We start from the raw sequence: 24,293 nt of genomic DNA, 5'->3' as shown, positions 1-24,293 counted from the left end.
ATCACCGACCACCGCCCCGGCTGACCAGCAGCATCGCCACGTCGTCGGCGAACGGACCACCGTTGAGCCCCTCGGCCCGGCTGACCAGCCAACTGGGCAGATCGGCCAGCGGCACATCCCGCGCGGCCGGGTCGGCGACCAGTTCGCGGAGCCCAGGTACGTCGAGCCGGTCCGGCCCCTCGCCGACCCGCCCCTCGATCAATCCGTCGGTGTAGAGCAGCAAGGACCAGTCCTCGGTGTCGAAAGCCAGATCGAAAGCGATCGGCGGGCGGGGGCGTACCCCGAGCAGCAAGCTGCCGGGCACCTGGACCGGTGCGACGCGCCCACCGGAGAGCAACAGCGGGGGCGGATGCCCGGCGAGCCGGAAGGTGGCCCGGTTCGCGGCCAGGTCGAGCCGTACGGTGGCCACCGTCGCGAAGATCTCCCGGAGCCGGCGCTCACTCATCAGCACCTGTTCCAGCGCGGGCAGCACCTCGTCGTCCGGCACCCGGGCGAGCACCAGGGCCCGCCAGGCGACCCGGAGTTCGACGCCGAGCGCCGCCTCGTCCACCCCGTGCCCGCAGACGTCGCCGACGATCAGGTCGACCCGGTCCGGGGTGGTCTGCACCACGTCGTAGAAGTCGCCGCCGATCAGCGCGGCGTGCCGGCCGGGCCGGTAGAAGGTGTGCACCTCGACCTGGTCGGTGTCCATCAACGGCTGCGGCAGCAGGCCGCGCTCCAGCCGGGCCGACTCCGCCTGACGCAGCTCCACCTCGCGCAGCCGCCGGGCGTTCTCGTCGGCCCGCTTGCGCTCGACCGCGTAGCGCAGTGCCCGGGACAGCAGCACCCCGTCGACCTGACCCTTGACCAGGTAGTCCTGGGCGCCCTCGGCCACCGCGTCGACGCCGAGCCGCTCGTCCTGCCGGCCGGTGAGTACGCAGACCGCCGCGCCGGTGGACATGGCGAGCACCTGGCGGAGCCCGTCCAGGCCCTCCGCGTCCGGCAGGCCGAGATCGAGCAGTACGCAGTCGACGCCGGAGATCTGCTGCTTGGCCTGGTTGAGGCTCGTCGCCACCAGCAGGTCGATCGCCGACTGGGTCTCGGCGAGCAGTTCACCGACCAGGAAGGCGTCGCCCTCGTCGTCCTCGACCAGCAGCACCCGCAGCCGCTCGCCAGCGGGCAGGTTGGGGTGCCGGCTGAACCCGCCGTGCGGGTAGGTCCGTTGGGGCACCACGGAGGAACCGGTCATGCTGGTACTCCGTACCGCCGCGGACCGGCCCCGGATCGGGGGTCCTCGATACTGATCTCCGGCTCCTTCGCGGTCAACCTGCTGATCCTGTACCACCCAACGCTGCCACACAACACGGGGAACGCGGTCACCCGCGCCGGCTGCCCGATCATCGGACCGGCCCGTCGGTCGCGCTCCCACCGGATGACAGCCGCGCCGCACGGGCGGCGATCACCTCGCCGAGCACCCCGTGCAGCCGACCGCAGTCGACACAGTGCAGGTTGTCGTCCAGCCGCCGACCGCCACACTGCCCGCAGCGGCCCCGGTCACCCGGATCACGGTAGCCGGCCAGGGCGGCGCCGAGCGCCCGGACCAGGTGCGGGGTGAGCGGGAAACGCTCGACGGCGTGGCGGTGCCGCAGCTCGATCGAAGCCACCGGGACGCCCGACGGGTCGGGGTCGTACGGCGACACCCGCTCGACGAACTGCCGCAGCAGGTCGATCGGATCAGGCTCATGCACCGCAGTCATACCTCCACGCTATGCGACAACCGGTCCCCGCCGGCAGTCGCCCACCAGGGCCCGGGAGCGGGCAGGATGAGGCCACCCCTACGCACCGGTAACAATATTCACCGAGGCCCAGGAAGACCCCCCTTCCCCCAGGAGAAACACGTGGCCACATCCGTTGAGTCACCACTCGAACACGCACCGCCCCCAGCTGTGCGGCGTACCCGGCGCGGGCTGACCGCAGCCGCCGCGCTGGCCGTACTGGTCGCCATCGGCGCCGCCGCACTGCTCGACCTGCGTACCCCCGCGCCGGTCGACACCGACGCCCCGGCCGGGCAGTTCAGCGCCGGCCGGGCCGCCGAACACGTGGAGGTCGTCGCCGCGCGTACGCATGTCGCCGGCAGCCCCGCGAACGAGCAGGTCCGGGCCTACCTCGAAGGCACCCTGCGCGACCTCGGCCTGTCCACCGAGGTGCAGGACACGGTGGCCGAGGAGGCCGGTCAGCTCAGCGGCGCGGCCGGCGGCGCCACCCTGGCCCGGGTGCGCAACGTGGTGGCCCGCATCCCCGGCACCGACCCGACCGGGCGGGTCTTCCTGGTCGCCCACTACGACTCGGTCCAGTCCGGGCCGGGCGGCAACGACGACGCGGTCGGCACCTCGGCCATCCTGGAGGTGGCCCGCGCCCTGAGCACCGGTCCCCGCCCGCGCAACGACATCGTGTTCGTACTCACCGACGCCGAGGAGGCGTGCCTCTGCGGCGCGTCCGCGTTCGCCTCCAGCCACCCGCTCGCCGCCGACGGCGGGGTGGTGCTCAACCTGGAGGCGCGCGGCAGCACCGGTCCGGTGATCATGTTCGAGACCTCGCCGGACAACGCCGGCCTGGTCGGCGTCTTCGGTCGGGCCGCACCGCACGCGGTGGGCACCTCGTTCGCCGTCGAGGTCTACCGGCTGCTGCCCAACGACACCGACTTCACCGCCTTCCTCGACCACGGCTTCACCGGGCTGAACTCGGCCTACCTGGACGGCGGGGCGATCTACCACACCCCGCTGGACACCCCGGCCCACGTCGACCGGGGCAGCCTGCAACAACACGGGGACAACGCGCTCGCGCTGGCCCGCGAGTTCGGAGCCACCGACCTGGCCGACCTGCGCGCCGGCAACGACGCCACCTACTTCCCGGTGCCCGGCACCCTGGTCCGCTACCCCGGCTGGTTGACCTGGCCGCTGGCCCTGCTCGCGGTCGTCGCGGTGGGACTGCTCGGCTGGTCCACCCGGCGCCGGGGACACGCCTCCTGGTCCCGGATCAGCGCCGGCTTCGGGCTGGCCCTGCTGCCGATCGTGATCGCACCCGTGCTGGCGCAACTGCTCTGGCTGGCCATCACCACCATCCGCCCCGGCTACGCCGAACTGCTCGACCCGTACCGGCCGCTGTGGTACCGGCTGGCGGTGCTGGCGCTGGCCGCCGCCGTACTGCTCGGCTGGTACGCGCTGCTGCGTCGCCGGATCGGGGCGGCGGCACTGGCCGTCGGCGGGCTCGGCTGGCTGGCCGTACTCGGGGTGCTGCTCGCCGTGCTCACTCCGGGTGGGGCGTACCTGGCGACCCTGCCCGCGCTGGCCGGCGCGGCCGGTGGGCTGGTGGCGCTCGCCGTACGGCCGAGCAGCCGGTGGGCGGTGGTCGCGGTGACGGCCGGCGCGGCCGTCGGGGTGCTGATCCTGCTGCCGACGGTGATGCTGCTCTTCCCCGCGCTGGGCATGGGGATGGGCGGGGTCGCGGCGCTGTTCGCCGTGCTGCTCGGCCTCGGCGCCCTCCCGGTCCTCGACCTGATCCACCCCGCCCTCCCCGCCCAGCCGCCCGGCGCAGCCCCGCCCGGCGCAGCCCCGCCCGGAACAGCCCCGCCCGGAACAGCCCCGCCCGGAACAGCCCCGCCCGGAACATCCCCGTCCGGAGCAGAGCCGACCGGAACAGAGCCGGCGGTTCCCGGGGGCACGCCCTCGGTGCGTCGGGGTGCTGCGGTGCCCGCGCTCGCGGCGGCGCTGGCCGCGCTGGTGCTCGCCGGCATCGGTCTGGCGGTCGACCGGTTCGACGCCGAGCATCCGGTACCGACCCACCTGATGTACGCCCTCGACACCAACACCGGTACGGCCCGATGGCTCAGCCACGAGACCGACCCGCAGCCCTGGACCGCCCGGTACGTCGACGCCCCCGAGTCGACCGGGTCGGACTTCCCGGGGCTCGGCGACGACGACATGCTCGCCGGTCCGGCGCAGGCGGCACCCCTGCCCGCCCCGGCCCTGACCGTGCTCGCCGACCAGACCGACGGTGACCGGCGCACCCTGCGGCTGCGGCTGACCCCGCAACGGCAGGTACGCCTGGCCACCCTGCACGTGGCCGCGTCCACCGCGACGGTGGTACGGGCGACGGTGGCGGGACGGGACGTACCCGTGGCCGCGGTGACCGACGGTGAACCGTGGTCGTTCGGGCTGGTCTTCCACGCCCCGCCGACCGACGGGATCGAGATCGAACTGGTGCTCTCGCCACGCGGCGGGCCGGTGTCACTGCGGGCGATGGACGCCAGCGACGACCTGTCCGGGCTGCCCGGCTTCCAGCCCCGCCCGGCAGACGTGGGTGTGGTCGGCTCGCACACCTCGGAGATGCTCGCCGTCGCGCACACCTACTCCTACTGAGCGGTGGGCAAGCTCCTACTGAGCGGTGGGCAAGGGGCCCTTGTCGTCCGGAAAGCGGTGACAAGGGCCCCTTGCCCTGGGCAGGGTCAGTCGCCGCTGTCCTGGTCGGCGACGAAGGCCGCGATCCAGGCCAGCGGGGCGTTCCAGTTGATGGTCAGCTCGTTCGTCGACCAGGATTCGATGTCGTCGATATAGCAGAACTGCGGCGCGCAGCCGCGCAGTTTCTGCTGCGCCACCGGGTCCTGGATGGCCGAGTTCGGCCCACCGGAGAGCGTGCCGCGAGGCGGGTTCGGCAGGTCCGGGTTGAGCTGGTTGGCGTACCAGCGGCTGTGCTGGTTGTGCGCGGCCACCTCGCCGTAGCCGGTGACGTACGACTGGTTCAGCGCGTTGCGGCCGAACAGGTAGTCCATCGTCTCCAGCACCCCGTCGCGGTAGCGGTCCCGACCGGTCAGGTCGAAGGCGGTCGCCAGCACGATCGCGTTGTTGATGATCAGGTTGTTTGAGCCCCAGTCCCACAGGTTGTCGGCCGGCGCGTACGGCACCCCGTACGGATGGGCCTCGATCGTGGCCAGGTAGCGGTCGGCGCCCTGGACCACCGAGGCGCGTACCCGGTTGCGGTCCGGCAGCGCGCTGGGCAGCGTGGCCAGGTCGAGCCGGCCGAGCTGGGCGGTGTTGCCCCAGTCGAAGCCCCGCTCCCGCCAGATGTCACCGGTGTGGTGCGGCGAGGCGAGCACCGCGTCGCGGTATTCGCGCGCCCCGGTGGTGAGGAACAGTTCGGCGGCGGCCCAGTAGAACTCGTCGCTGACGTCGTTGTCGTTGTAGGCGCCGCCACCGTTGCCGTCGGCCGGGTCGGCGTAGATCGCCGGGTTCGCCCGGGCCGCGGCCCACGCGGTTTTTGCCGCGCGCAGGTTGCGGTCGGCGAACCCCCGGTCGTACGGGCGGAAGACGCGCGCCGCCTGTGCCGAGGTGGCGGCCAGGTTGAGCGTGGCGGCGGTGGTGGGCGGGTGCAGTTCGCGGCGCTTGTCGTCGAGGTGGGGCAGCAGCGGCAGCCCGGTCCACGAATCGTCGTGGATCTTGTGGTGGGCCATGCCGGCCTTCGGCTTGCCGGCCGGCACCTGCATGCTGAGCAGGAACTCCTGTTCCCAGCGGGCCTCGTCGAGGATGTCCGGCACCCGGTTGCCGCTCTCCGGCAGGTCGAGGGTCCGGTCGCCGAGCTGCCACGGCTGCGCGGTGTCGGCTCGGCGGGAGCGTTCGTACTCGCTCATCAGCTGGTGCACGGAGATGCCGCCGTTGACCACGTACTTGCCGTGGTCGCCGGCGTCGTACCAGCCGCCGGAGACGTCCAGTGTGTAGTCACAGACGCCCGGTTGGCACGGTACGGCGGTGTCGCCCTGGTTCGGCGCGATGCCGACGTGTCCGGCCGGGCGGCCGTAGCCGGGGCGGAGCCGGTCGAGGATCTCCACTCCGCTGCGCTGGGTGTAGTAGAACTTCAGCGCGTCGGTACGCAGCCGCTCGTAGAAGTCGGTGCCGAGGTCGAACGGCCGGCTGGTCTCACCGTCGACGACCAACGTGTAGCCGGTGCCGCTGGCGGTGTAGCGACTGAAGTCGATCGAGTGCACCCGTTGCCCGGAGGAGGCGTCCAGCCCGCGCGGCGTGGTGCGGCCGCTGGCCACCACCCGGCCGGTGCGGTTGCGCAGCGACCAGGGCAGCGCGGCGGTGGCCTCGGTGACCACGGTCGCGTTCTTCGGTCCCTTGGGCAGGTAGCCCACCTGGTTGACCCGTACCCGCGGGCCGGTTTCCGGTACGTAGACGTCGGGGACGGCGCCACCGCGCAGCGAGACGTCGTCCAGGCAGACCGTCCACGGCTCGACGCTGCCGCCGAGTTGGAAGGCGACCTGCGCGTTGGGCAGGTCGAGCGGGGAGGTGAAGGTGTAGCGGTAGTCGTTGCCGGAGACGCTCAGCTCGGGATTGGCGGAAAGGTACTGGGTGTACGGGTCGACCGGCAGTTGCACCAGCGCCTTGCCGACCTTGCCCGGTGTGGCGCTGCCGAAGAACCGGAACTCGTACGTCTCGCCCGCGACGAGCGGGACGTTGTCCTGGCCGATGATGACGTCCCAGGGGTTCACCGTGCCACCGGGTACGGCGGCGCAGAGCCGTCCGGTGCTGCTGTCCAGGGTGAGGTTGCCGGTCCCCCACCAGGGGGCGTGGCCGCCGTCGAAGCTGCCGTTGACGATTTGCTCCGGACCGGGCTCGGCAACTTCCGCGTACGCGGCGGGGCCGTTCAGTGCGGTGCTGGCCAGCGCGGCCACGGTGAGGATCGCGAGCGGTGCGGCGCGACGGGTGGGTGGTCGGTTTCGCACGGGGGTCCTTTCGGTGGAGGACGCGGTCCCGCCGGGCGCGGCTTCACCGCCGTGTACGGGTCACGGCACTCAATGTCATGGAAGCGCTCCCAGGGCTACGGCGATATTGACAGTGCGTTTCAAGCATGTCAATGTCTCGACGTCCGGGGCAAGCAAAAGCGGCCAACTCGTACGAGTTGGCCGCTTTTCCGCAACAGTCCTATTTCCACCTGAAGTGCACGAAAACCCGGCCGAAGTTGTTCGAGTCCTTCTCCACCCGGTGGTAGATCTGCTTGATCTCCTTCTGGTCGAGAAAGCGCAGCACCCGCTTCTTGAGCTGACCCGACCCCTTACCGGGGATGATCTCGACGAGGGTGGCCTTCTTGGCCACCGCCTCGTCGATGATCCCGCGCAGCGCGCGGTCGATGTCGTGGCCGCGGTTGAAGATGTCGTGCAGATCGAGCTTGAGCTTCATCGCACGCCCGCCTTCATCGCCCGCCCGCCTTCGTCGTCGCCCATCCGACCGATCGGCCGGATGGGCACCCATCGTAGGCAGGCCAGCTCAGCGGGCACCGCCGACCTTGGTCTCCACCCGGCGCAACGCGGTCTGGTAGTCGTCGTTCTCCGAGTGCATCGCCGCCGCGATCCGCAGGTGCCGCAGCGCCTCCGGTGCCCGCCCGACCCGCTCCAGGGTCCGGCCGAGCACGTGGTGCGCGTAGTGGTCACTCGGGTCGCGGTCGACCAGCACCCGCAACTGCTCCTCGGCCCGGCCCAACTGCGCCGACTGGAAGTACGCACGAGCGAGCAGCTGACGTACGGATGCGTTCGTGGGCTCGGCCTCGACGATCGGCTCCAGCAGGCGGGCCGCCCCGCTCGGATCCCCGGTCTCGAAGAACATGGTCGCCCGCCGGTACTCAGCCAGAAGATCCACTAGACCAACCCCCTCGTCCCGTACCAACCAGTCCCCACTGACGCTGACACAACACCGGACGAATCGCGACTGTTCCCGCTGCCGCTGTTCCCCGAGCCCCGCCCGCCCCGGATCAGCCGGCCGAGATCGACCAGGCCCGGACACCGCCGAGGATGCCGGCCGTATTCGGTACGACCACCACGTCATCGCCCATCCGGGCGAGTTGCTCCGGGCGGATCAGGCGCGAGTTGCCGCCGCCGAGATAGAGCCGGTCCCAGTGGAAGACCGGGCGCAGACCCTCGACGACCCCGCGTACCCGGCGGGACCAGAACCCGTCGCCCAGCCGGCGGCGTTCGTGCTCGCCGATGTAGGTGTCGTAGCTCATCCCCCAGCGCACCGGCGCCTGGGACAGCTCCAGGTGCGGGGCGAGCGCCCCGCCGTCGAACAGCGCGCAGCCCAGCCCGGTGCCGAGGGTGAGGACAAGCTCCGAGCCGGTCCCGGCGACCACCCCGGCGCCGTGCACCTCCGCGTCGTTGAGCACCAGCACGGGCAGGCCGAACGCGTCGGTGAGCGCGGTACGGGCGTCGAAGCCGGACCACTCGGCGATCAGTTCCGGGTCCGGTTTGGTACGGGGGCCGGCGCGGGTGACGTAGTGCGGGGTCGCCACCACCACGCCGTGGCGCAGCATGCCCGGCATGCCGACGGTGACCCGGTCCGCGCCCGGCAGTTGGCCGCCGAGATCCACCAGGGTCTTGACAAAAAGCGAGGGCGGCAACGGGTACGGGGTCGGCACCCGGATCGGCCGGGCCCGCATCGTCCCCGCCTCGTCCAGCACCGACGCCTTCAGCCCGCCGCCACCGCAGTCGATCGCGAGAGTGGTCGCCACCGGCCCAGTCTGCCCCGCCACCACCCCGGGCCGCCTCCCGGCCGGCCGGATGGCCCGGCCCGACCCGCCGACAGAGGGTTCCCCGGCCGGATATCCCCGGCGTTCATGGCGGGCGGCCGGATAACATCGGCGGTCTCATGAGTGCCACGCTGATCGCCAAGGACCTGACCGCCGGACACGGGGACCGTGTCCTGTTCACCGGGCTGGACCTGGTCGTCGCCCCCGGGGACGTGATCGGGCTGGTCGGGGTGAACGGCGCCGGCAAGTCGACGCTGCTGCGTACCCTCGCCGGGCTCCAGCCGCCGGAACAGGGCACGGTGCAGCTCAACCCGCCCGGCGCCAACGTCGGGCACCTGCCGCAGGAGCCGGAACGTCGACCGGGCGAGGCCGTCCGGGACTTCCTGGCCCGGCGTACCGGGGTCACCGCGGCGCAGGCCGCCCTGGACGAGGCCACCGAGGCGCTCACCGTCGGAGCGCCGGGTGCCGACGACGCGTACGGGACCGCGCTGGAACGCTGGCTCGCGCTCGGCGGCGCGGACCTCGACGAGCGCGCCGAGCAGGTGGCCGCCGAACTCGGGCTCACCGTCGACCTGGACGCCCCGATGACCACCCTCTCCGGTGGCCAGGCGGCCCGCGCCGGCATGGCCTCGCTGCTGCTCAGCCGCTACGACATCTTCCTGCTCGACGAGCCGACCAACGATCTCGACCTGGCCGGTCTGGACCGGCTGGAACGGTTCGTCACCGGGCTGCGGGCCGGCACCGTGCTGGTCAGTCACGACCGGGAGTTCCTCACCCGGACCGTCACCGCCGTACTGGAGCTGGACCTGGTCCAGCAGCAGGTGCGGCTCTTCGGCGGCGGTTACGCCGCGTACCTGGAGGAGCGGGAGGTGGCCCGCCGGCACGCCCGCGCCGACTACGAGGAGTACGCCGACACCCGTGCCGGTCTGGAGGCGCGGGCGCGTACCCAGCGGGCGTGGATGGAGAAGGGCGTACGCAACGCCCGCCGCAAGGCCCCGGACAACGACAAGATCGCCAAGCACATGCGGGGCGAGACGAGCGAGAAGCAGGCGGCGAAGGCTCGGCAGACCGAGAAGCTGATCGAACGCCTGGAGGTGGTCGAGGAGCCCCGCAAGGAGTGGGAGCTGCGGATGGAGATCGCCGCCGCACCCCGCGCCGGTACGGTCGTCGCCGCCTTGCGCAGCGCGGTGGTCGACCGGGGCGGCTTCACCCTCGGGCCGGTCGACCTCCAGATCGGCTGGGCGGAGAAGGTGGCGATCACCGGGGCGAACGGTGCCGGCAAGTCCACCCTGCTCGGCGCCCTGCTGGGGCGACTGCCGCTGACCACCGGACACGCCTCCCTCGGCCCGGGGGTGGTGGTCGGCGAGGTCGACCAGGCCCGTGGACTCTTCCTCGGCGACCAGCCGCTGGTGGACGCGTTCGGCGCCGCCGTACCCGAGTTGGCGCCGGCCGACGTACGGACCCTGCTGGCGAAGTTCGGGCTGCGTGCCGCGCACGTACTGCGCCCGGCGGCGACGCTGTCCCCCGGTGAGCGGACCCGGGCGGCACTCGCCCTGCTCCAGGCGCGCGGGGTGAACCTGCTGGTGCTGGACGAGCCGACCAACCACCTCGACCTCACCGCGATCGAGCAGCTCGAATCGGCGCTGGACGCGTACCCGGGCACGTTGTTGCTGGTCACGCACGACCGCCGGATGTTGGAGGCGGTCCGGACCACCCGGCACATCGAGGTCGACGCCGGCCGGGTCACCGAGCGCTGACCGCCCCGGCGGGTCGCCGCCGCCTTCCCCTTGCCGACCGGCCGAGATAGACGACAATGAGCCCATGGTCCAGTTCGAGTACGCCTTGCTCGTACGGCGCCGGCAGGCCCGGCTAGAGGACACCGGTTGGGAACTGATCTACACCTGGTACGGCCCGGACGGCTCGATGCTGGACGTCTCCGCGTACGGGGAGACCGCGCTGGAGCATCTGAACCGGGCCGGCCTGCAGGGCTGGGACCTGGTCGCGGTCACCGACGACAGCTCGATGGAGGGGACCGCCGAGCTGCACCGGTACCACCTGAAACGGGTGCTGCCGGCGGCACCTCCCCGGCAGCGGATCCGGGCCACCCGACTCGGCCGCCGCCCCTCGCCCCGCTGACGCCGACATGGCGGAGCCGCGCCGGGAACTGCTCCGGCGCGGCGCGCATGGGTGTGCCGTTCCTGGGTAGGCCGGGCCGGGAGGTGGGCCCATGGTCTCGTTGGCGCGTACGGCGTCCTCCGGCGAGCGGCTCCGCGAGATCGACGGATTCCTCGCCGAGGCCTGCGCCGATCTGGCCGAGCACGATGCCCGGCTGCGCGGGGTGGCGGTCGACGTCCGCTTCGACCGGGGCGTGGCACACCTGACCGGCGAAGTCGCCGACCTGGCGCAGCTCCGCCTGGTCCGGCAGTTGATCGGGCGGTTCGACGGGGTGCTCGCGGTCTGGTCCCGGATCCGGGTCGCCGGCCGGGAGCCGGTCGTGATGGACCTGGGCTGCGGCGCGGCGAAGCAGTACCCGGAGAACCTCGGCCTTGACCTGCGCCGGGCGGACGGGGTGGACGCCCAGGCGGACCTGTCCGGTGCGCTGCCGCTCGCCGACAACTCGGTCGACGTGATCTTCACGGTGCACATCCTGGAGCACCTGATCGACTTCCTGTCCCTGGTCGACGAGTGCCACCGGGTGCTCCGGCCGGGCGGCACGCTGCACATCATGAGCCCCTGGTGGGGGCATGTGAACGCGGTCGCCGACCCGACCCACGTACGGCTGTTGGACGTACAGACGATCAAGGGGATCTGCTCCCGCCCGCCGGGCACCCCGCGCTGGTACCCGCTGCACGCCGGCTGCGACGGCGCGTCGATCTTCGCCGACATGACCCCGCTGGAGCCGGGCGACCCGGAGCCGACGAGCAGCCACCTGGCCCGCTTCTTCGACTGACCGACTCCCCCGGTCCCGGCTCGTGCCGGCCGTGAGACGCTGGTCGGACCAGGTAGTCCGTACCGCATCGCAAGAGGGGACGTACGCGGCCATGCCGAAGCTGCACGTCATCATCGCCAGCACCCGCCCCGGCCGGATCGGCCTGCCGGTCGGCGAGTGGTTCTTCGACCGCGCGGTCAAGCACGGCGCCTTCGACGTGGAACTGATCGACCTGGCCGAGTGGAACCTGCCGATGATGGACGAGCCGAACCATCCCCGGATGCGCCAGTACGAGGGCCAGCACGCGCTGGACTGGAGCGCGAAGATCGACGCCGGGGACGCGTACGTCCTGGTGATGCCGGAGTACAACTACGGCTACACCGCGCCGCTGAAGAACGCCATCGACTACCTGCACAACGAGTGGCAGTACAAGCCGATCGGCCTGGTCAGCTACGGCGGGGTCGCGGCCGGCACCCGGGCACAGCAGCAGCTCAAGCCGGTGCTGCTGTCGCTGAAGATGGTGCCGCTGAACGAGTCGGTGATGATCCCGTACGTCGGCGCGCTGCGCAGCGAGGACGGGACCGCAATCGAGCCGACCGAGCAGATGGAGAACCAGGCGACCGCGCTGCTCGACGAGCTGGCCCGCTGGGCGCTGGCGCTCAAGCCGATGCGCGAGACGCCCTCGGCCTGAGCCGAACCCTCACCCGTAGTGCTCCCCGTAGGCGCGACGGAGCAGGTCGAAGGCGTGGTCGGCGGCGGCCACGGCGTCGCCGTACTGCTGGTCGGCGGAGCGACCGTCGACCAGCTGGCGCCAGTTCTCCCGGGCCAGCACCCGTTGTACGGCGATGAGCTGCCCGGCGGCGAGCCGGGCGGTGATCCCACTCGGCTCCACCGCGCCGCGGTGTTCGTCGAGCGCCTCGGCCAACGCCTGCTCGTCGCGCTCGGTGTACTGCAGCCGTGCCGCCCGCAGACTCGGCGTCGCGAAGATCATCCGGTGGTACGCGAGCACCTGGGGATGGTCGTTGAGCCCGGTGACCGGGTCGCGGTCCCGTAGCCCGTCGAGGAAGTGTTGGTGTAGCGCGGCCAGCGGGCCCTGTCCCGTCGCGCGTTGCCTGACCACGGTCGCCGCCTCGTCGCGGTGGTCCGCGATCCGGTGCAGGGCCAACTCTTCCTTGCTGGCGAAGTACTTGAACAGGGTCGGCTTGGAGACCTCGGCCGCCGCCGCGATGTCCGCCACCGAAACCTGGTCGAAGCCACGGTCGAGGAAGAGCGTGATCGCCGCCGCCGAGATGGCCTGGTGCGTCCGTTCCCGTTTGCGCTCGCGCAGTCCACCCGGCTCGTTCACGGGTCCAGGATAGCGCCCCCTAACCGAGTCAAGAACTTAACCAAGTTGTATTCTTTACCAAGTTAAGTTTTGCTCGGAGCGAGGAGGCATCATGGTTGCCGGTCTACCGGGGCAGAAGATCGAAACGGTTGCCGGCCTGCCGGAGCGCACGGTCGAGACGGTTGCCGACCTGTCGGACCGGGCGGTCGGAACCGGGCAGTCGCTCGACGTCGAGCTGGCACGGGAGCAGGCCTACCTGGCCGAGTCCCGGGCGGCGCTGAGCCGGATGCTCGACACCGCCCGCCACCGGGTGGCCACGGGTGCGGCGATCGCCGGTGACCGCTACACCGCCGAAACCCTGGGACGAATGCTGCGCAGCCACGCCAAGGCGCTGGCCGAGGAACCCGACAGCCCGCTCTACTTCGGCCGGCTCGACTTCGACGACACCCCGGCGGCCGGCGACCACCGGGACGAGCGCTACTACATCGGCCGCCGCCACATCACCGACCCGGCCGGCCTGCCCCGGGTCCTCGACTGGCGGGCGCCGGTGTCCCGCGCGTTCTACCGCGCCAGCCGCCGGGAACCCGAGGGAGTCGCGGTACGCCGCCGCTTCGGCTGGACCCGGCTGCCGAACGGCCCCGCCCAGCTCACCGGCTTCGAGGACGAACCACTCACGACAAGCGCGGTCGAGCAGCCGGTGAACGGGCTGAGTCGACTGGTCACCGCCGAGATCGAACGTCCACGGATCGGGCCGATGCGCGACATCGTCGCCACCATCCAGCCCGAGCAGGACACCCTGGTCCGCGCCGAACTGCACGAATCGGTCTGCGTACAGGGTGCGCCGGGGACCGGGAAGACGGCGGTCGGGCTGCACCGGGCGGCGTACCTGCTCTACACCTATCCCCGGCAGCTCAAACGCACGGGCGTACTCGTCCTCGGGCCCAACCGGGCCTTCCTGCACTACATCTCCGAGGTCCTGCCGGCCCTCGGCGAGGTCGACATCGCCCAGTACACCGTGGACCAACTCGTCGACCGCCACCCGGTCCAGGCCGTCGACACACCCGAGGCCGCGGCGGTGAAACACGACGTACGGATGGCAGAGGTGCTGCGCCGCGCCCTGTACTCCCGGATCCGTACGCCGGACGAGGCGCTGGTCGTACCGGACGGTTCGTACCGTTGGCGGGTGCCGGTCGAGGCGCTACGCCGGCTCCTGCACGAGGTGCGACAGGCGGACCTGCCGTACGGGCTGGGTCGGGAACGGCTGCGTGCCCGGATCGTCGGCCGGCTGCAACGGCACGCCGAAACCCGGGAAGCGCCCGGCCCCGCCTGGGTACGCCGGATGAGCCGCTGCCGCCAGGTCAACGAACTGCTCGCCGAAATCTGGCCGGCCGTACGCCCGGAGGAACTCGTGGCCGAACTGCTCGGCGATCCGGACGCGCTCGCGCTCGCGGCGGACGGCGTACTCGACGCGCGGGAGCGGACGGCGATCGGCTGGACCGTGCCGCGTACGGCAAAACGGGCCCGCTGGTCCGCCGCCGACCTCCTCCTCGTCGATGAGGTCGCCGGCCTGATCGAACGCCCACCCGGCTACGGGCACATCGTCGTCGACGAGGCACAGGACCTCTCCCCGATGCAGTGCCGCGCGGTCGCCCGGCGCAGCTCGAACGGCAGCCTCACCGTGCTCGGTGACCTGGCCCAGGCCACCAGCGACTGGGCCACCCGGTCCTGGGACGAACAAATGGCCCACCTCGGCAAACCGGACGCGTCGATCGTGCCGTTGACCATCGGATTCCGGGTGCCGGCGAGCGTGGTCGAGCTGAGCAACCGGCTGCTGGCGACGCTGGCGGTCGACGTACCGCCGACCCGGTCGCTGCGCCTCGACGGCGAGTTGCGCGTGAGCCCGGTGGTCGACGTACGTCCGGCCACGGTCGCGGCGGTGACCGCCGCCCTGCGCCAGCCGGGCTCGATCGCCGTCGTCTGCGCCGACCAGCAGGCACCGGCCCTGACCACCGCGCTGCACGACGCGGGCATCGCAAGCGCGACCATCGACCGGCCCGACGTCGGCGCGGCACGGGTCACCGTGCTGCCCGCGACACTGGCCAAGGGACTGGAGTACGACCACGTCATCGTGGTCGAGCCGGCCGAGATCGTGGACGCCGAAGTACGCGGTGCACACCGCCTCTACGTCGTCCTCACCCGCGCGGTGTCCCGTTTGGACATCCTGCACACCCGCCCGCTTCCGGCCGCGCTGGTCGGCTGAACCGCCCGCCCTACCGGCGACCGTGCAGTCGACTCTCCACCATCAGGGCGGTCGCACAGAGCAGGTCTTCGCCGAACGCGGGGCCGATCAGTTGCAGGCTGGGCGGTACGACCTCTCCCGGGACCAGCGCCGGAACGGGCATCGTGAGCGCGGGCAAGCCGGCGAGGTTGACGGGTGCGGTCAGCGCGGTGAGCGGGAAGCCGGCGAACTCGGTCGACAACGGTGGCGGCGCGACCAGCGTCGGCAACACCAGCAGCTCGACCTCGGTCAGGGCGGCAGCCAGCTCCGCCTGCCAGGCCCGCTGAACGGATCTCGCCTCGGCCAACCGCTCGCCGCTCGTCGCCCGACCCGCGCGCAGGCCGCCGTTGGCGAACTCGCTCACCCCGTCGACATCGAGCAGCGCCCGGTGGACCTGCCAGAATTCGCCGACGACGATGGTGTCGAAGGCCTCGTGGCTGGCATTCCACCCGTCCAGTCGTAGGTCCAGGACGGTGAACCCGGCGGCGGCGAGCGCGATGTCGACGGCCTCCTCCACGCCGGGGTCCACGCCGTCGATCCTCAGCCGCCCGACGGTCCGGGCGGACTTGGCGGCAACGGTCCAGGTCGGTTCGAGCAGTCGCATCCCGGTGACCACACCGGCCACGTCCCGGGCGAGCGGGCCGATGGTGTCGAGGCTGGGTGCGAGTGGCCACACCCCGTCGGTCGGTATCCGCCCCCAGGTCGTCTTGAGCCCGACGATCCCGCAGCAGGCGGCCGGGATGCGTACCGATCCGCCGGTGTCCGTACCCAGGGCGACGTCGGCCTCGGCGGACGCGACCGCCACCGCGCTGCCGCTGGACGAACCACCCGGGATCCGATCCGACGCGAGCGGGTTCACCGGGGTGCCGAACGTGGCGTTGTCGCCGACCGGGCTGAGGCAGAGTTCGGTCAGGTTGGTCTTCCCCACGATCTGCGCGTCGGCGGCCCGTACACCGGTCAGGCAGGCGGCATCGGTGACGGCCGGGGTGGCCCGGTCCCGTACGGCCGCGCAACCCGCGGTGGTGACCGTGCCGGCCACGTCGATGGCATCCTTGACCGCCACGCGTACGGCTCCGGCAGACGGCTCGAAACGCTCGATCCAGGTCGTCACCGGTGGAACGTACGGCGTGCCACCGCCGCCGAGCCAACCGTTTTGCGCCCGGCGGCACCCGGTGAGCGTGCCCAGTCGGCCTCCGGACAGGTACCCGGTCAGAACGAGCAGTTGACGAGGTCGCACTCCGGGTTGAGGCGGACGTCGTACCTGGCCGCGACACCGTCGCGGATGTGCGCGGCGAACTTCATCACGTCGGCCGTCGTGGCACCGCCCCGGTTGGTCAGCGCGAGCGCGTGGCGGCTGGACAGGGCGACGGTCCCGTTGCCCCAGTCCTGGCCGTAACCGGGCGGGAAACCGGCGTGCTGGATCAGCCAGGCCGCGGAGAGCTTCGTGCCCTTGATGTCCGGATGGCTCGGGCACTCGGCGGCACGCTTGGGCACCTCGGTCAGCACCGGGTTGATGAAGAAGGAACCGACGCTCCAGGTGTCGTGGTCGTCGGGGTTCAGCACCATTCCCCGGTCGCGGCGCTGGGCGATCACGGCCTCGCGTACGTCGGCCGGGGCCGCCGTACCGCCGACCTCGATGCCGAGCCGCTCGGCGACCTGGGGGAAGGTGACCGGGTTCGACTGGCTGTCGCGCCGCAGGCGCAGCGTCACGTCGAGCACCACCCAGCGGTCGCTGTGCTTGAAGACAGACTGCCGGTGGCTGCCGAACCCGCACTGCTCGGGCAGCCAACGCTCGACCAGGTCCGTCTCCCGGTCGTAGACGGTGAGTGATTCGAGTACGTCCGAGGTGAGGGTGCCGTACGCTCCCACGTTCTGGACCGGCGTACCGCCGACCGAGCCCGGAATCCCGGACAGCGCCTCGATGCCCGCGAGCCCCTCCGCGACCACCGTCCTGACGAGCTGGTCCCATTCAACCCCGGCGGCGGCGGTGACCCGATCCCCGTCGATGTCGAGTTCGGTCGACGCCATCTTGATCACGGTGTCGGGCCATCCCACGTCGCCGACGACGAGGTTGGACCCGCCGCCCATCACCAGCAGCGGATCTCCCGCGTTGTCCTCGGCGCGCAGCAGCTCGATGGCGTGCGGGATGCTCGTGGCGACGTGCAGCCGCCCTACCGGGCCGCCGATCCGCATCGTGGTCAGGTCAGCAAACGTGGTGGTCACGACTGCATAGCTTACCGAGCGCCCGAGTACGGGTACCGGCCATCGGCCGCCTGCGTCCCCGGCCGGCCGACGCTCTCGATCATGCTTCGGGCAAGGTTCGTCCGGGTGGATTCGGGAACCCGGCAAACTCGGACAGTGCGGCACTATCGGTAGCGATGGCTCCGAAACTGCGCCCCTGGTCGTACTGCCTGGTTGACCGCAGCCGGTTCGTCCCGGCCCGCTCGCCCGTGCCGGACGGGCACTGGCGGGTGGTGGGGGACGGATCGGTGCACGGGTGGGGGATGCTGGGACCGTGCAGATCACAACCCTCGGCCCGCTAGCCGTCGACGGCCAGCCGGTTCGGGGCGAGCGGCTCGCGGCGGTGGTCCGCGAGCTCGTCGGCGCACGCGGGCGGGCGGTGTCCGTCGCGGCGCTGGTCAACGCCGTCTGGGACGGCCTGCCACCGGACGACACCACCGGGGCCGTACAGGCGCTCGTGTCCCGGGTACGCCGCCTCGGGCTGCCCGTGGTCGCCGTACCGGGGGGATACCGGGTTCCGTCCGAGCAGGTCGACGTCGACGCCGTCGAAGCCCGTGCACTGGTCGAGCGGGCGCGGGCCGTACTGCGCACGGGTGACGCGGGCGCCGCACGTAGCTGCGCCGACCAGGCCAGGGCGCTGTTTCCCGAGGTCCCGGAGCTGGTCACCGCCGAGAGCACCAGGCTGTTCGCCGATGTGGCGACGCTGCGCGCCCAGGCGGCACTAGCCGGTGCCGGGCCGTTCGACGAGGCCGACCTGCGCCGGCTCGTCGCGCACACCCCACCGGACGAGCCGTCGGCCGCGCTGCTCGTACGCGTACTGGCCGCGCAGGGCCGCGACGCGGAGGCGCTGGAGGTGGTCGAGCAGCTCCGCACGGAACTGGCCGACCGGTACGGCACCGACCCGTCGCCGGTGATCACGCAGGTCCACCTGGCCCTGTTGCGCGGCGAACTCGCCACCCCGGCCGTCGTGGAAGCACCCCGTCGGACGGCCACGATCGCCCTGCCCGCCGCGTGGCGCCGGTCGGCGACCGCCCTCGTCGGCCGGGACGGGGACGTGGCCGCGGTGAGCGCGGCCCTCGTCGACGCGCCCCTGGTGACGATCGTCGCGACCGGCGGCGCGGGCAAGACCCGGCTCGCCGCCGAGGTCGCCCGGCGTACCGCGGCCAGCGGGCAGGCCGTACGCGTGCTCGAACTCGCCGGTCTGCGCTCGCCCGACGAGGTGCTGCCCACGGTGCTGGCCGCCTTCGGCGGCGCCGACACCTCGGCGACCGGGGCCAACCTCGGCCTGGACCGGCGGGTGCTGAGCCCGGAGGAACGGCTGCGCATGATCGCGCCGGACCTCGACGGGCTCGTGGTGCTGGACAACTGCGAGCATGTCCTCGACGCCGTGGCCACCGTGGTCACGGACCTGCTCGCGGTCGCCTCACCCGAGGTCGCGGTGCTCGCCACCAGCCGCGCCCCGCTGGGCCTGGTCGGCGAGCTGGTCCACCGGCTGAAGGCGTTGCCGGACGCGGACGCGCTCGGGCTGGTCCAGACGCGCGCCCGAGCCGGCGGGGCGGTGCCGACCTGGGACACCGAACGCACACTCGCGCTGTGTCACCGCCTCGACAACCTGCCGCTGGCACTCGAACTCGCCGCCGCCCGGCTGCGGCACATGCCGATCGACGACGTACTCGCCGGCCTGAGCGACAGGTTCGCGCTGCTCGACGACGCGCTGCGGGGGCTCCCGGATCGGCACGCCAGCCTGTGGGCGATGGTCGACTGGAGCCGGGAACTGCTCGCCCCCGGCGACCGTGAGCTGCTGCAACGCCTCGCCGTCATCCCGGCACCCTTCACCGCCGACCTCGCCGCCGCGGTCATGGCAACCCCGGACGTACGGCGTGGGCTGGCGACCCTGGTCGAACAGTCCCTGCTGACGCTGGTCGAGGGCGACGGGCCGCCCCGGTACCGGATGCTCGAAACCGTCCGCGAGTACGGCGAAGCCCGCCTCGACGCGGCCGGCGACCGGGAACCGGCGATGGCCGGACTGGTCGGGTGGGCCCGGGAGCAGGCCGTCACGCTCGCCGCACACTTCACCGGCAAGGGCCAGCTCGACGCGTTCGCGCGGTGCGCGGCCGAACAGGACAACCTCGTCGCGGGCCTGCGATGGGCGCTCGGCCACGGCGACGAACCCGCGGCGATCGACATCGCCACCGCACTGTTCCACCTCTGGACGGTGCGTGGCCTGCACCTTGAGGTCACCGGCTGGGGCCGCACCCTGCTGCACGCCGACGAGCCGGAACTGCGGTCCAATTCGGCGATCCTGAGCGGCCGCGTCACCGGCAGGCCGCTGCCGAACGCCGACCGACTCGCCTGGGCGTGCCTGCTGCTCGGGATCAACGCCGGTATCGCCGGACCGATTCGGCTGGCCGTACTCGCCCGGCGGGCGCTGCGGACCGTGTTCGCCGAACGGCCCGACGAGGTTTCGTCGCGGCACACCGTACTGGCGTCGGCGTTGCCCGGGTTCGACAAGTTCGATCCGGAGGAGAGCGCCAAGGGCGCCGCCGAGATGATCGCCCACCCCGACCCGTACGTGCAGGGGCTGGGACTGTTCGCCCGCGCCGCCGTACGGGAAAACTGGGGCATGTCCGATGAGTCGGTCGCCGACGCCAAGCGGGCGTACCGCCTGTTCGAGCTGGCCGGTGACCACTGGGGCATGGCGATGGCCGCGCAGGCGGCCGGGCATCTGGTCAACTCCTGCGACGGCACACAGGCCACCGAGTGGCTGACCCGCAGCGTCCGGCACATGGACCTGGTCGGCGCCACGCAGGACGCCCGGTCGATCCGGGTGATGCTGGACGCCCAGCTCGCCCTGGGCGGCGACCCGGAGGCCGAGCAGCGCCTGCACGAGACCGCGGGGTCCGGTCAGGCCGAGGAGATGGACGTCGCGCAGGCCACCCTCGGGTTGGCCCACCTCGCCTGGCAGCGTCAGCGGTACGACGAGGCACTCACCTACGCCCACCTGGTGACCCGGAGCGTGGCCAGATCCGCCAACCCGCTGCCGGCGCAGGCGTGCGTCGTACTCCGGGTAGCGGTCGCGGTCCTCCGCCTCAGGATGGCCGAGGTGTGGCCGACCCCGGGAGACGATCCCGTCGCCCACACGGTCGCGTTGCTGACGCTCGCCCGGGACGAGGCGCTGGGCAGCCACGACTATCCGGTGATCGGGGCATGGGCGCTGGGCGGGGCCGAGCTCGCCGCGTACCGGGGCGATCCGGCGACCGCGAGTGAGCTGTGGGCGCTGGGGACCCGGATCGGCGGCAACGTCAGTCGCATGTTCCCGCCCGGAGACGGCGAACGGCTCACCGCCGCCCCCGGTGACGAGGAGCAGCGTGAGCCGTTGCTGGCCGCATGGCGCGAGCGGCCGATCGCCGCGACCGGCGCCCGCATCCGCGAACTGATGGCCGACCTGCTCGCGTAGCTCAGACCTTCTTGCTCAGACCGTCTTTGCTCAGACCTTCTTGCCCAGACCGTCTTTGCTCAGACCTTCTTGCGGTATGCCCGCAGCGCCAGCGGCATGAACACCACCACGAACCCGGCGCACCAGGCGAGGGTCCACCACACGTGCGAGCCGACCGGGGTGCCGAGGAACAGCCCACGTACCGACGCCACCAGGTGGGTCATCGGGTTGACGTCGACGAACGCCTGCATCCACCCTGGCAGGGTGTTGGCGTCGACGAACACGTTGGAGGCGAAGCTCAGCGGCATGATCAGGGCGAACATCAGACCCTGTACGGCACCGGGTGTGCGTACCTTCATCGAGACGTACACCGGCAGCCAGCTCAGGCAGAGCGCGAACAGCACCGCGAGCAGGCAACCCGCGATCGCACTCAACGGGCCGGAGTCGATCCGGAAGCCGAGCAGGTAGCCGATCGCGAGCGTCGAGATCGTGACGATCACGTACCGGACGACGTCACCGAGGACCGCACCGACAAGCGGTGCCGAGCGCGGGATCGGCAACGAACGGAACCGGTCGAAAATGCCCTTCGCGATGTCGGTGTTGAGGTTGACGCCGATCGCGATCGCACCGGTCGCGATCGTCTGCGCCAGAATGCCGGGCAGCAGGAACTGCAGGTAGTCGTGGGTCGATCCGGCGACCGCCCCGCCGAAAATGTAGACGAAGATAATGAGGAACAGCACCGGCTGCAGCGTGACGTCGATGAGCGCCTCGGGCGTACGCCAGGTTTTGATCAGGCTGCGTTTGGCGAGTGCCAGCGAGTGGCGGACGAGCCGGAACGGGCGCGGATTCGGGGCCACCGCCGACAGCGCGCCGCTCGTCGTCGGACGTGTACCGACCATGGTGCTCATGCCACGACCTCCTTGGTCTTCGTGCTGCCGCCGGTGTTCGTGGGGTCGCCGGTCCTCGTGCTGCCGTTCGTCTTCGTGCTGCCGTCGGTCTTCGCGGGGTCGTCGGTCCTAGTGGTGTCGTCCTCGGAGGCGGTGCGGCCGGTGAGGGTGAAGAAGACCTCGTCCAGGCTCGGCAGGTGCAGGGACAGTTCGGTGACGGCGATGCCTGCAGTGGCGAACCGCGCGACACTCTCGGTCAGGGCCGCATCGTCGGCGACCGGCACCGCCAGCACACCCTTGCGGATCTCGTCGGCCTGCGCACCCGACGACACCTCGGACAGAATCGACGCGGTCCGGGCCAGGTTCGCCGGATCCGACGGACGCACCTCGAGCGTCTGACCACCGACCACCCGCTTGAGCCCCTCCGGTGTGTCGTACGCGATCACCCGGCCGTGGTCGATCACCGTGATCGCATCCGCGAGCGCGTCCGCCTCCTCCAGGTACTGCGTGGTGAGCAGCACGGTCGCGCCGTTCGTGACCAGCGACCGGACCACGTCCCACATGTCCTCGCGCTTGGCCGGGTCGAGTCCCGTCGTCGGCTCGTCCAGGAAAATCACGTCCGGGGAGCCGACCAGGCTCGCAGCCAGGTCCAGCCGCCGCCGCATGCCACCGGAATAGGTCTTCGCCTGCCGGTTGGCCGCCTCGGTGAGATCGAACCATTCGAGCAGTTCGGCGGCCCGCCGACGGGACCCGGCGCGACCCAGTTCGAGCAGCGTGCCGAACAGTTCCAGGTTCTGCCGGCCGGTCAGGTCCTCGTCGACGGAGGCGTACTGGCCGGTCAGACCGATCGCCTGCCGGACCCGCCCCGCGTCGCGTACGACGTCGAAGCCACTGATCCTGGCGGTGCCGGCGTCCGGGGTCAGGAGCGTGGAGAGGATCCGTACCGCGGTGGTCTTGCCGGCGCCGTTCGGTCCGAGCACCCCCAGCACCGTCCCCCGCGGTACGGCAAGATCGACGCCTTGTAGCGCCTTCGTCTTCCCGAATTGCTTGACGAGGCCCTCTGCCTCGATCACCAGATCTGCTGTCATGTCATACAGCGTGCGGGGCCTGCCTGACACCGCCCCGACACGACGCCGACACCGGCACTGACACGCAGATCTTTGCTGCTTCCCGAGTCGGACCGGCCATCGGCTGCAGGTCCGTCCGCTCTTGAGGCGACCCATTGAGGTCGTCGACAGCCTGACATGAGGATGCGGGGCTAGCTCGTGTCGTCACGTCGGCAAGCGAGGGAACAAACGTTCTTCCCGCACGACGCATGGAGCCCATCTCTCTCCCTGTTGGGCGACACTAGGTCCCGCTTACACCCGTTTTGTGACCCGAGATCGCGTTGATCGTGGTGAGTGAGATTCCCACTCACGTCCTCTCGCGTGCATACTTGCGCAAAGCAGGGAGGCCCTCCTGCGCCAACAGGAAGGCCCCAAAGTCCTGCCGACCTGCCGCGCGTAACGGAAGGATGAGGACGTAGTGAGCACTCTAACGCCCGATGATCCAGACGCCGAGGAGCGCCAGCGCCATCAGCCGGATCTGTCAGTGATGCGTCTGACGTTCCTCACCGCAGGCGGGGCATTGGGTGTGGTCGTACTGCTGACGGCCCTGGGCGGCTGGGGAGGTACGGCAAACGCCGGCCTCGCAACGGTCGGCGCGATCGTCACGGCCGCGTTCGGCGTAGCCGCGCTCTACATCGGACGACGCTGACCAGTCAGCCCACTCGACCATGGCCGAGTGAGCGAGCCTCGCTCGCGAGCCTGTCGTCGCAGCAGCGACGCTAGACGGGTCATGTCCGGTTCGTAGAAAATGCGGTCGTCAGGGAGGGCGGCACGGATGCGCCCTCAGCCTTGTCAACCCAACATCGCCCGTTCCCACCGCTGGCGCGGCTGTTCGCCAGCGGTGGGGCAACGTGGTGGCGGCATCGACGTACTCCCGAGTTTTGGGAGGCGCGCACGGTGGCGCCACCCCGGCGCAGGTCGCCTCACCGTTAACCGGTGGCCATAAGGCCTGCGGCAGGCGGCGGTATCGCCCTGGTTGAACGCAGGTGTTCCGACCACCGAGGTCGCGGACCGGGCCGTCAGTCGGTCGACGTGCTATTGAGGGTGTGCACGAGGTGCATCGACGGCCACGATCCTCATCTGGCGGCTGCTGTATCCCAAGGACGGCGGGCTACTGCCCTGGGACTGGCGTACATGAAGCAGACGTTGGCCGCGTTCGAAACAGCGTCGGAGGGACCTTCGGTCAGTTCGGATCTTGGTTACGGCACACGCTTCTGACCTGGGAGAACAGCTTCAAGATTAGTCCATGAATAGTCCCGTGGATGGCGACAAACGGCGGCCTCGGACGGCAGTTGTCAGCACGTCACGGATCATCCACGCCGACACGTACCCGCTGGCCAAACGACGTTTTTGCTGATCTTCGAGGTGCCCCCGGCAGGATTCGAACCTGCGACACACGGTTTAGGAAACCGATGCTCTATCCCCTGAGCTACGAGGGCGCGAGGCTACAGGGTACCTAGCAGCGGCGGCCGGCGGGCGACAGGGACCCTCAGAATCTGTCATCGCTGGCAGCGCCACCTGCGGATCACGCACGGAGCCACC

19 protein-coding genes and 1 tRNA gene are annotated in these 24,293 nt (G+C 71.3%); 8 read left to right on the top strand and 12 right to left on the bottom strand.

Annotated elements, in window-relative coordinates:
• Position 1 precedes the first annotated feature (1 nt).
• Both AB0J90_RS29940 and AB0J90_RS29935 read right to left on the bottom strand, forming a co-directional pair.
• Entirely contained in the window at positions 2–1,228 is a 1,227-nt protein-coding gene (locus tag AB0J90_RS29940; RefSeq protein ID WP_363601531.1) for a fused response regulator/phosphatase, read from the bottom strand.
• A 148-nt stretch (positions 1,229–1,376) separates the two neighbouring features.
• A complete protein-coding gene (locus tag AB0J90_RS29935; RefSeq protein WP_363601529.1) occupies positions 1,377–1,736 on the bottom strand; it encodes a hypothetical protein in 360 nt (119 codons plus the stop codon).
• 141 nt (positions 1,737–1,877) lie between these two features.
• Here AB0J90_RS29935 and AB0J90_RS29930 point away from each other — a divergent pair, with 141 nt between their 5' ends.
• Complete coding sequence (locus tag AB0J90_RS29930; RefSeq protein ID WP_363601527.1) at positions 1,878–4,397, top strand: M28 family peptidase; 2,520 nt, start codon at positions 1,878–1,880, stop codon at positions 4,395–4,397.
• Between the two features lie 86 nt (positions 4,398–4,483).
• Here AB0J90_RS29930 and AB0J90_RS29925 read toward each other — a convergent pair whose 3' ends face one another.
• The 4 genes from AB0J90_RS29925 to AB0J90_RS29910 form a co-directional block, all read right to left on the bottom strand.
• Positions 4,484–6,757, bottom strand: a complete 2,274-nt coding sequence (locus AB0J90_RS29925) for a glycoside hydrolase family 9 protein (protein WP_363601525.1) — start codon at positions 6,755–6,757, stop codon at positions 4,484–4,486.
• A 199-nt stretch (positions 6,758–6,956) separates the two neighbouring features.
• The gene (locus AB0J90_RS29920; protein ID WP_121158332.1) at positions 6,957–7,211 is read right to left on the bottom strand and encodes a Smr/MutS family protein; all 255 of its coding nucleotides are present in this window, start codon (positions 7,209–7,211) and stop codon (positions 6,957–6,959) included.
• An 87-nt stretch (positions 7,212–7,298) separates the two neighbouring features.
• Positions 7,299–7,667, bottom strand: a complete 369-nt coding sequence (locus AB0J90_RS29915) for a tetratricopeptide repeat protein (protein ID WP_363601523.1) — start codon at positions 7,665–7,667, stop codon at positions 7,299–7,301.
• 112 nt (positions 7,668–7,779) lie between these two features.
• Entirely contained in the window at positions 7,780–8,532 is a 753-nt protein-coding gene (locus AB0J90_RS29910; protein WP_363601521.1) for an ROK family protein, read from the bottom strand.
• Between the two features lie 137 nt (positions 8,533–8,669).
• On the opposite strand from AB0J90_RS29910, the gene AB0J90_RS29905 reads away from it, so the two are divergent.
• The 4 genes from AB0J90_RS29905 (at position 8,670) to AB0J90_RS29890 (ending at position 12,170) form a co-directional block, all read left to right on the top strand.
• A complete protein-coding gene (locus AB0J90_RS29905; RefSeq protein WP_363601519.1) occupies positions 8,670–10,307 on the top strand; it encodes an ABC-F family ATP-binding cassette domain-containing protein in 1,638 nt (545 codons plus the stop codon).
• Positions 10,308–10,371: 64 nt separating this feature from the next.
• Positions 10,372–10,686 carry a hypothetical protein gene (locus AB0J90_RS29900; RefSeq protein ID WP_326561201.1) on the top strand — a complete coding sequence of 105 codons (315 nt, stop codon included), beginning with the start codon at positions 10,372–10,374 and terminating at the stop codon, positions 10,684–10,686.
• Positions 10,687–10,777: 91 nt separating this feature from the next.
• The gene (locus AB0J90_RS29895; RefSeq protein WP_363601517.1) at positions 10,778–11,500 is read left to right on the top strand and encodes a methyltransferase domain-containing protein; all 723 of its coding nucleotides are present in this window, start codon (positions 10,778–10,780) and stop codon (positions 11,498–11,500) included.
• A 91-nt stretch (positions 11,501–11,591) separates the two neighbouring features.
• On the top strand, positions 11,592–12,170 hold the full coding sequence (locus AB0J90_RS29890; protein ID WP_363601515.1) for an NAD(P)H-dependent oxidoreductase: 579 nt from the start codon (positions 11,592–11,594) through the stop codon (positions 12,168–12,170).
• Between the two features lie 9 nt (positions 12,171–12,179).
• Here AB0J90_RS29890 and AB0J90_RS29885 read toward each other — a convergent pair whose 3' ends face one another.
• Positions 12,180–12,824 carry a helix-turn-helix domain-containing protein gene (locus AB0J90_RS29885; RefSeq protein ID WP_363601513.1) on the bottom strand — a complete coding sequence of 215 codons (645 nt, stop codon included), beginning with the start codon at positions 12,822–12,824 and terminating at the stop codon, positions 12,180–12,182.
• 91 nt (positions 12,825–12,915) lie between these two features.
• Between AB0J90_RS29885 and AB0J90_RS29880 the strand changes: the two genes are divergently transcribed.
• The gene (locus AB0J90_RS29880; RefSeq protein ID WP_363601512.1) at positions 12,916–15,063 is read left to right on the top strand and encodes an AAA family ATPase; all 2,148 of its coding nucleotides are present in this window, start codon (positions 12,916–12,918) and stop codon (positions 15,061–15,063) included.
• 10 nt (positions 15,064–15,073) lie between these two features.
• Here the strand turns inward: AB0J90_RS29880 and AB0J90_RS29875 are convergent, their stop codons facing one another.
• Both AB0J90_RS29875 and AB0J90_RS29870 read right to left on the bottom strand, forming a co-directional pair.
• Entirely contained in the window at positions 15,074–16,192 is a 1,119-nt protein-coding gene (locus tag AB0J90_RS29875; protein WP_363601510.1) for an amidase, read from the bottom strand.
• Between the two features lie 98 nt (positions 16,193–16,290).
• Positions 16,291–17,304 carry a UDP-N-acetylmuramate dehydrogenase gene (locus AB0J90_RS29870; protein WP_363601508.1) on the bottom strand — a complete coding sequence of 338 codons (1,014 nt, stop codon included), beginning with the start codon at positions 17,302–17,304 and terminating at the stop codon, positions 16,291–16,293.
• A 292-nt stretch (positions 17,305–17,596) separates the two neighbouring features.
• Here AB0J90_RS29870 and AB0J90_RS29865 point away from each other — a divergent pair, with 292 nt between their 5' ends.
• Positions 17,597–20,779: a BTAD domain-containing putative transcriptional regulator gene (locus AB0J90_RS29865; protein WP_363601506.1), complete on the top strand. Its 3,183-nt coding sequence runs from the start codon at positions 17,597–17,599 to the stop codon at positions 20,777–20,779.
• A 59-nt stretch (positions 20,780–20,838) separates the two neighbouring features.
• Here AB0J90_RS29865 and AB0J90_RS29860 read toward each other — a convergent pair whose 3' ends face one another.
• Both AB0J90_RS29860 and AB0J90_RS29855 read right to left on the bottom strand, forming a co-directional pair.
• Positions 20,839–21,666 (bottom strand): ABC transporter permease, encoded by an 828-nt coding sequence (locus AB0J90_RS29860; protein ID WP_363601504.1) that lies wholly within the window; start codon positions 21,664–21,666, stop codon positions 20,839–20,841.
• A complete protein-coding gene (locus AB0J90_RS29855) occupies positions 21,663–22,733 on the bottom strand; it encodes an ATP-binding cassette domain-containing protein (protein ID WP_363601502.1) in 1,071 nt (356 codons plus the stop codon). Before AB0J90_RS29855 ends, AB0J90_RS29860 begins: the two co-directional genes overlap by 4 nt.
• A 436-nt stretch (positions 22,734–23,169) precedes the next feature.
• Here AB0J90_RS29855 and AB0J90_RS29850 point away from each other — a divergent pair, with 436 nt between their 5' ends.
• Entirely contained in the window at positions 23,170–23,400 is a 231-nt protein-coding gene (locus AB0J90_RS29850; protein ID WP_363601500.1) for a hypothetical protein, read from the top strand.
• A 717-nt stretch (positions 23,401–24,117) separates the two neighbouring features.
• Here AB0J90_RS29850 and AB0J90_RS29845 read toward each other — a convergent pair.
• A tRNA-Arg gene (locus tag AB0J90_RS29845) sits at positions 24,118–24,190 on the bottom strand.
• Positions 24,191–24,293 lie beyond the last annotated feature (103 nt).

The organism is Micromonospora sp. NPDC049523, from assembly GCF_040676775.1.
Lineage (GTDB): Bacteria > Actinomycetota > Actinomycetes > Mycobacteriales > Micromonosporaceae > Micromonospora_G.
The sequence above is the reverse complement of the archived record's forward strand: the minus strand, read 5'-3'. Positions and strand labels throughout refer to the sequence as shown.

Excerpts from the sequence above, each read along its gene's own strand:
- AB0J90_RS29900 (WP_326561201.1), top strand. The coding sequence starts at position 10,372 with ATGGTCCAGTTCGAGTACGCCTTGCTCGTACGGCGCCGGCAGGCCCGG.
- AB0J90_RS29880 (WP_363601512.1), top strand. The coding sequence starts at position 12,916 with ATGGTTGCCGGTCTACCGGGGCAGAAGATCGAAACGGTTGCCGGCCTG.
- AB0J90_RS29860 (WP_363601504.1), bottom strand. The coding sequence starts at position 21,666 with ATGAGCACCATGGTCGGTACACGTCCGACGACGAGCGGCGCGCTGTCG.
- AB0J90_RS29940 (WP_363601531.1), bottom strand. The coding sequence starts at position 1,228 with ATGACCGGTTCCTCCGTGGTGCCCCAACGGACCTACCCGCACGGCGGG.
- AB0J90_RS29920 (WP_121158332.1), bottom strand. The coding sequence starts at position 7,211 with ATGAAGCTCAAGCTCGATCTGCACGACATCTTCAACCGCGGCCACGAC.
- AB0J90_RS29855 (WP_363601502.1), bottom strand. The coding sequence starts at position 22,733 with ATGACAGCAGATCTGGTGATCGAGGCAGAGGGCCTCGTCAAGCAATTC.
- AB0J90_RS29890 (WP_363601515.1), top strand. The coding sequence starts at position 11,592 with ATGCCGAAGCTGCACGTCATCATCGCCAGCACCCGCCCCGGCCGGATC.
- AB0J90_RS29895 (WP_363601517.1), top strand. The coding sequence starts at position 10,778 with ATGGTCTCGTTGGCGCGTACGGCGTCCTCCGGCGAGCGGCTCCGCGAG.
- AB0J90_RS29935 (WP_363601529.1), bottom strand. The coding sequence starts at position 1,736 with ATGACTGCGGTGCATGAGCCTGATCCGATCGACCTGCTGCGGCAGTTC.
- AB0J90_RS29905 (WP_363601519.1), top strand. The coding sequence starts at position 8,670 with ATGAGTGCCACGCTGATCGCCAAGGACCTGACCGCCGGACACGGGGAC.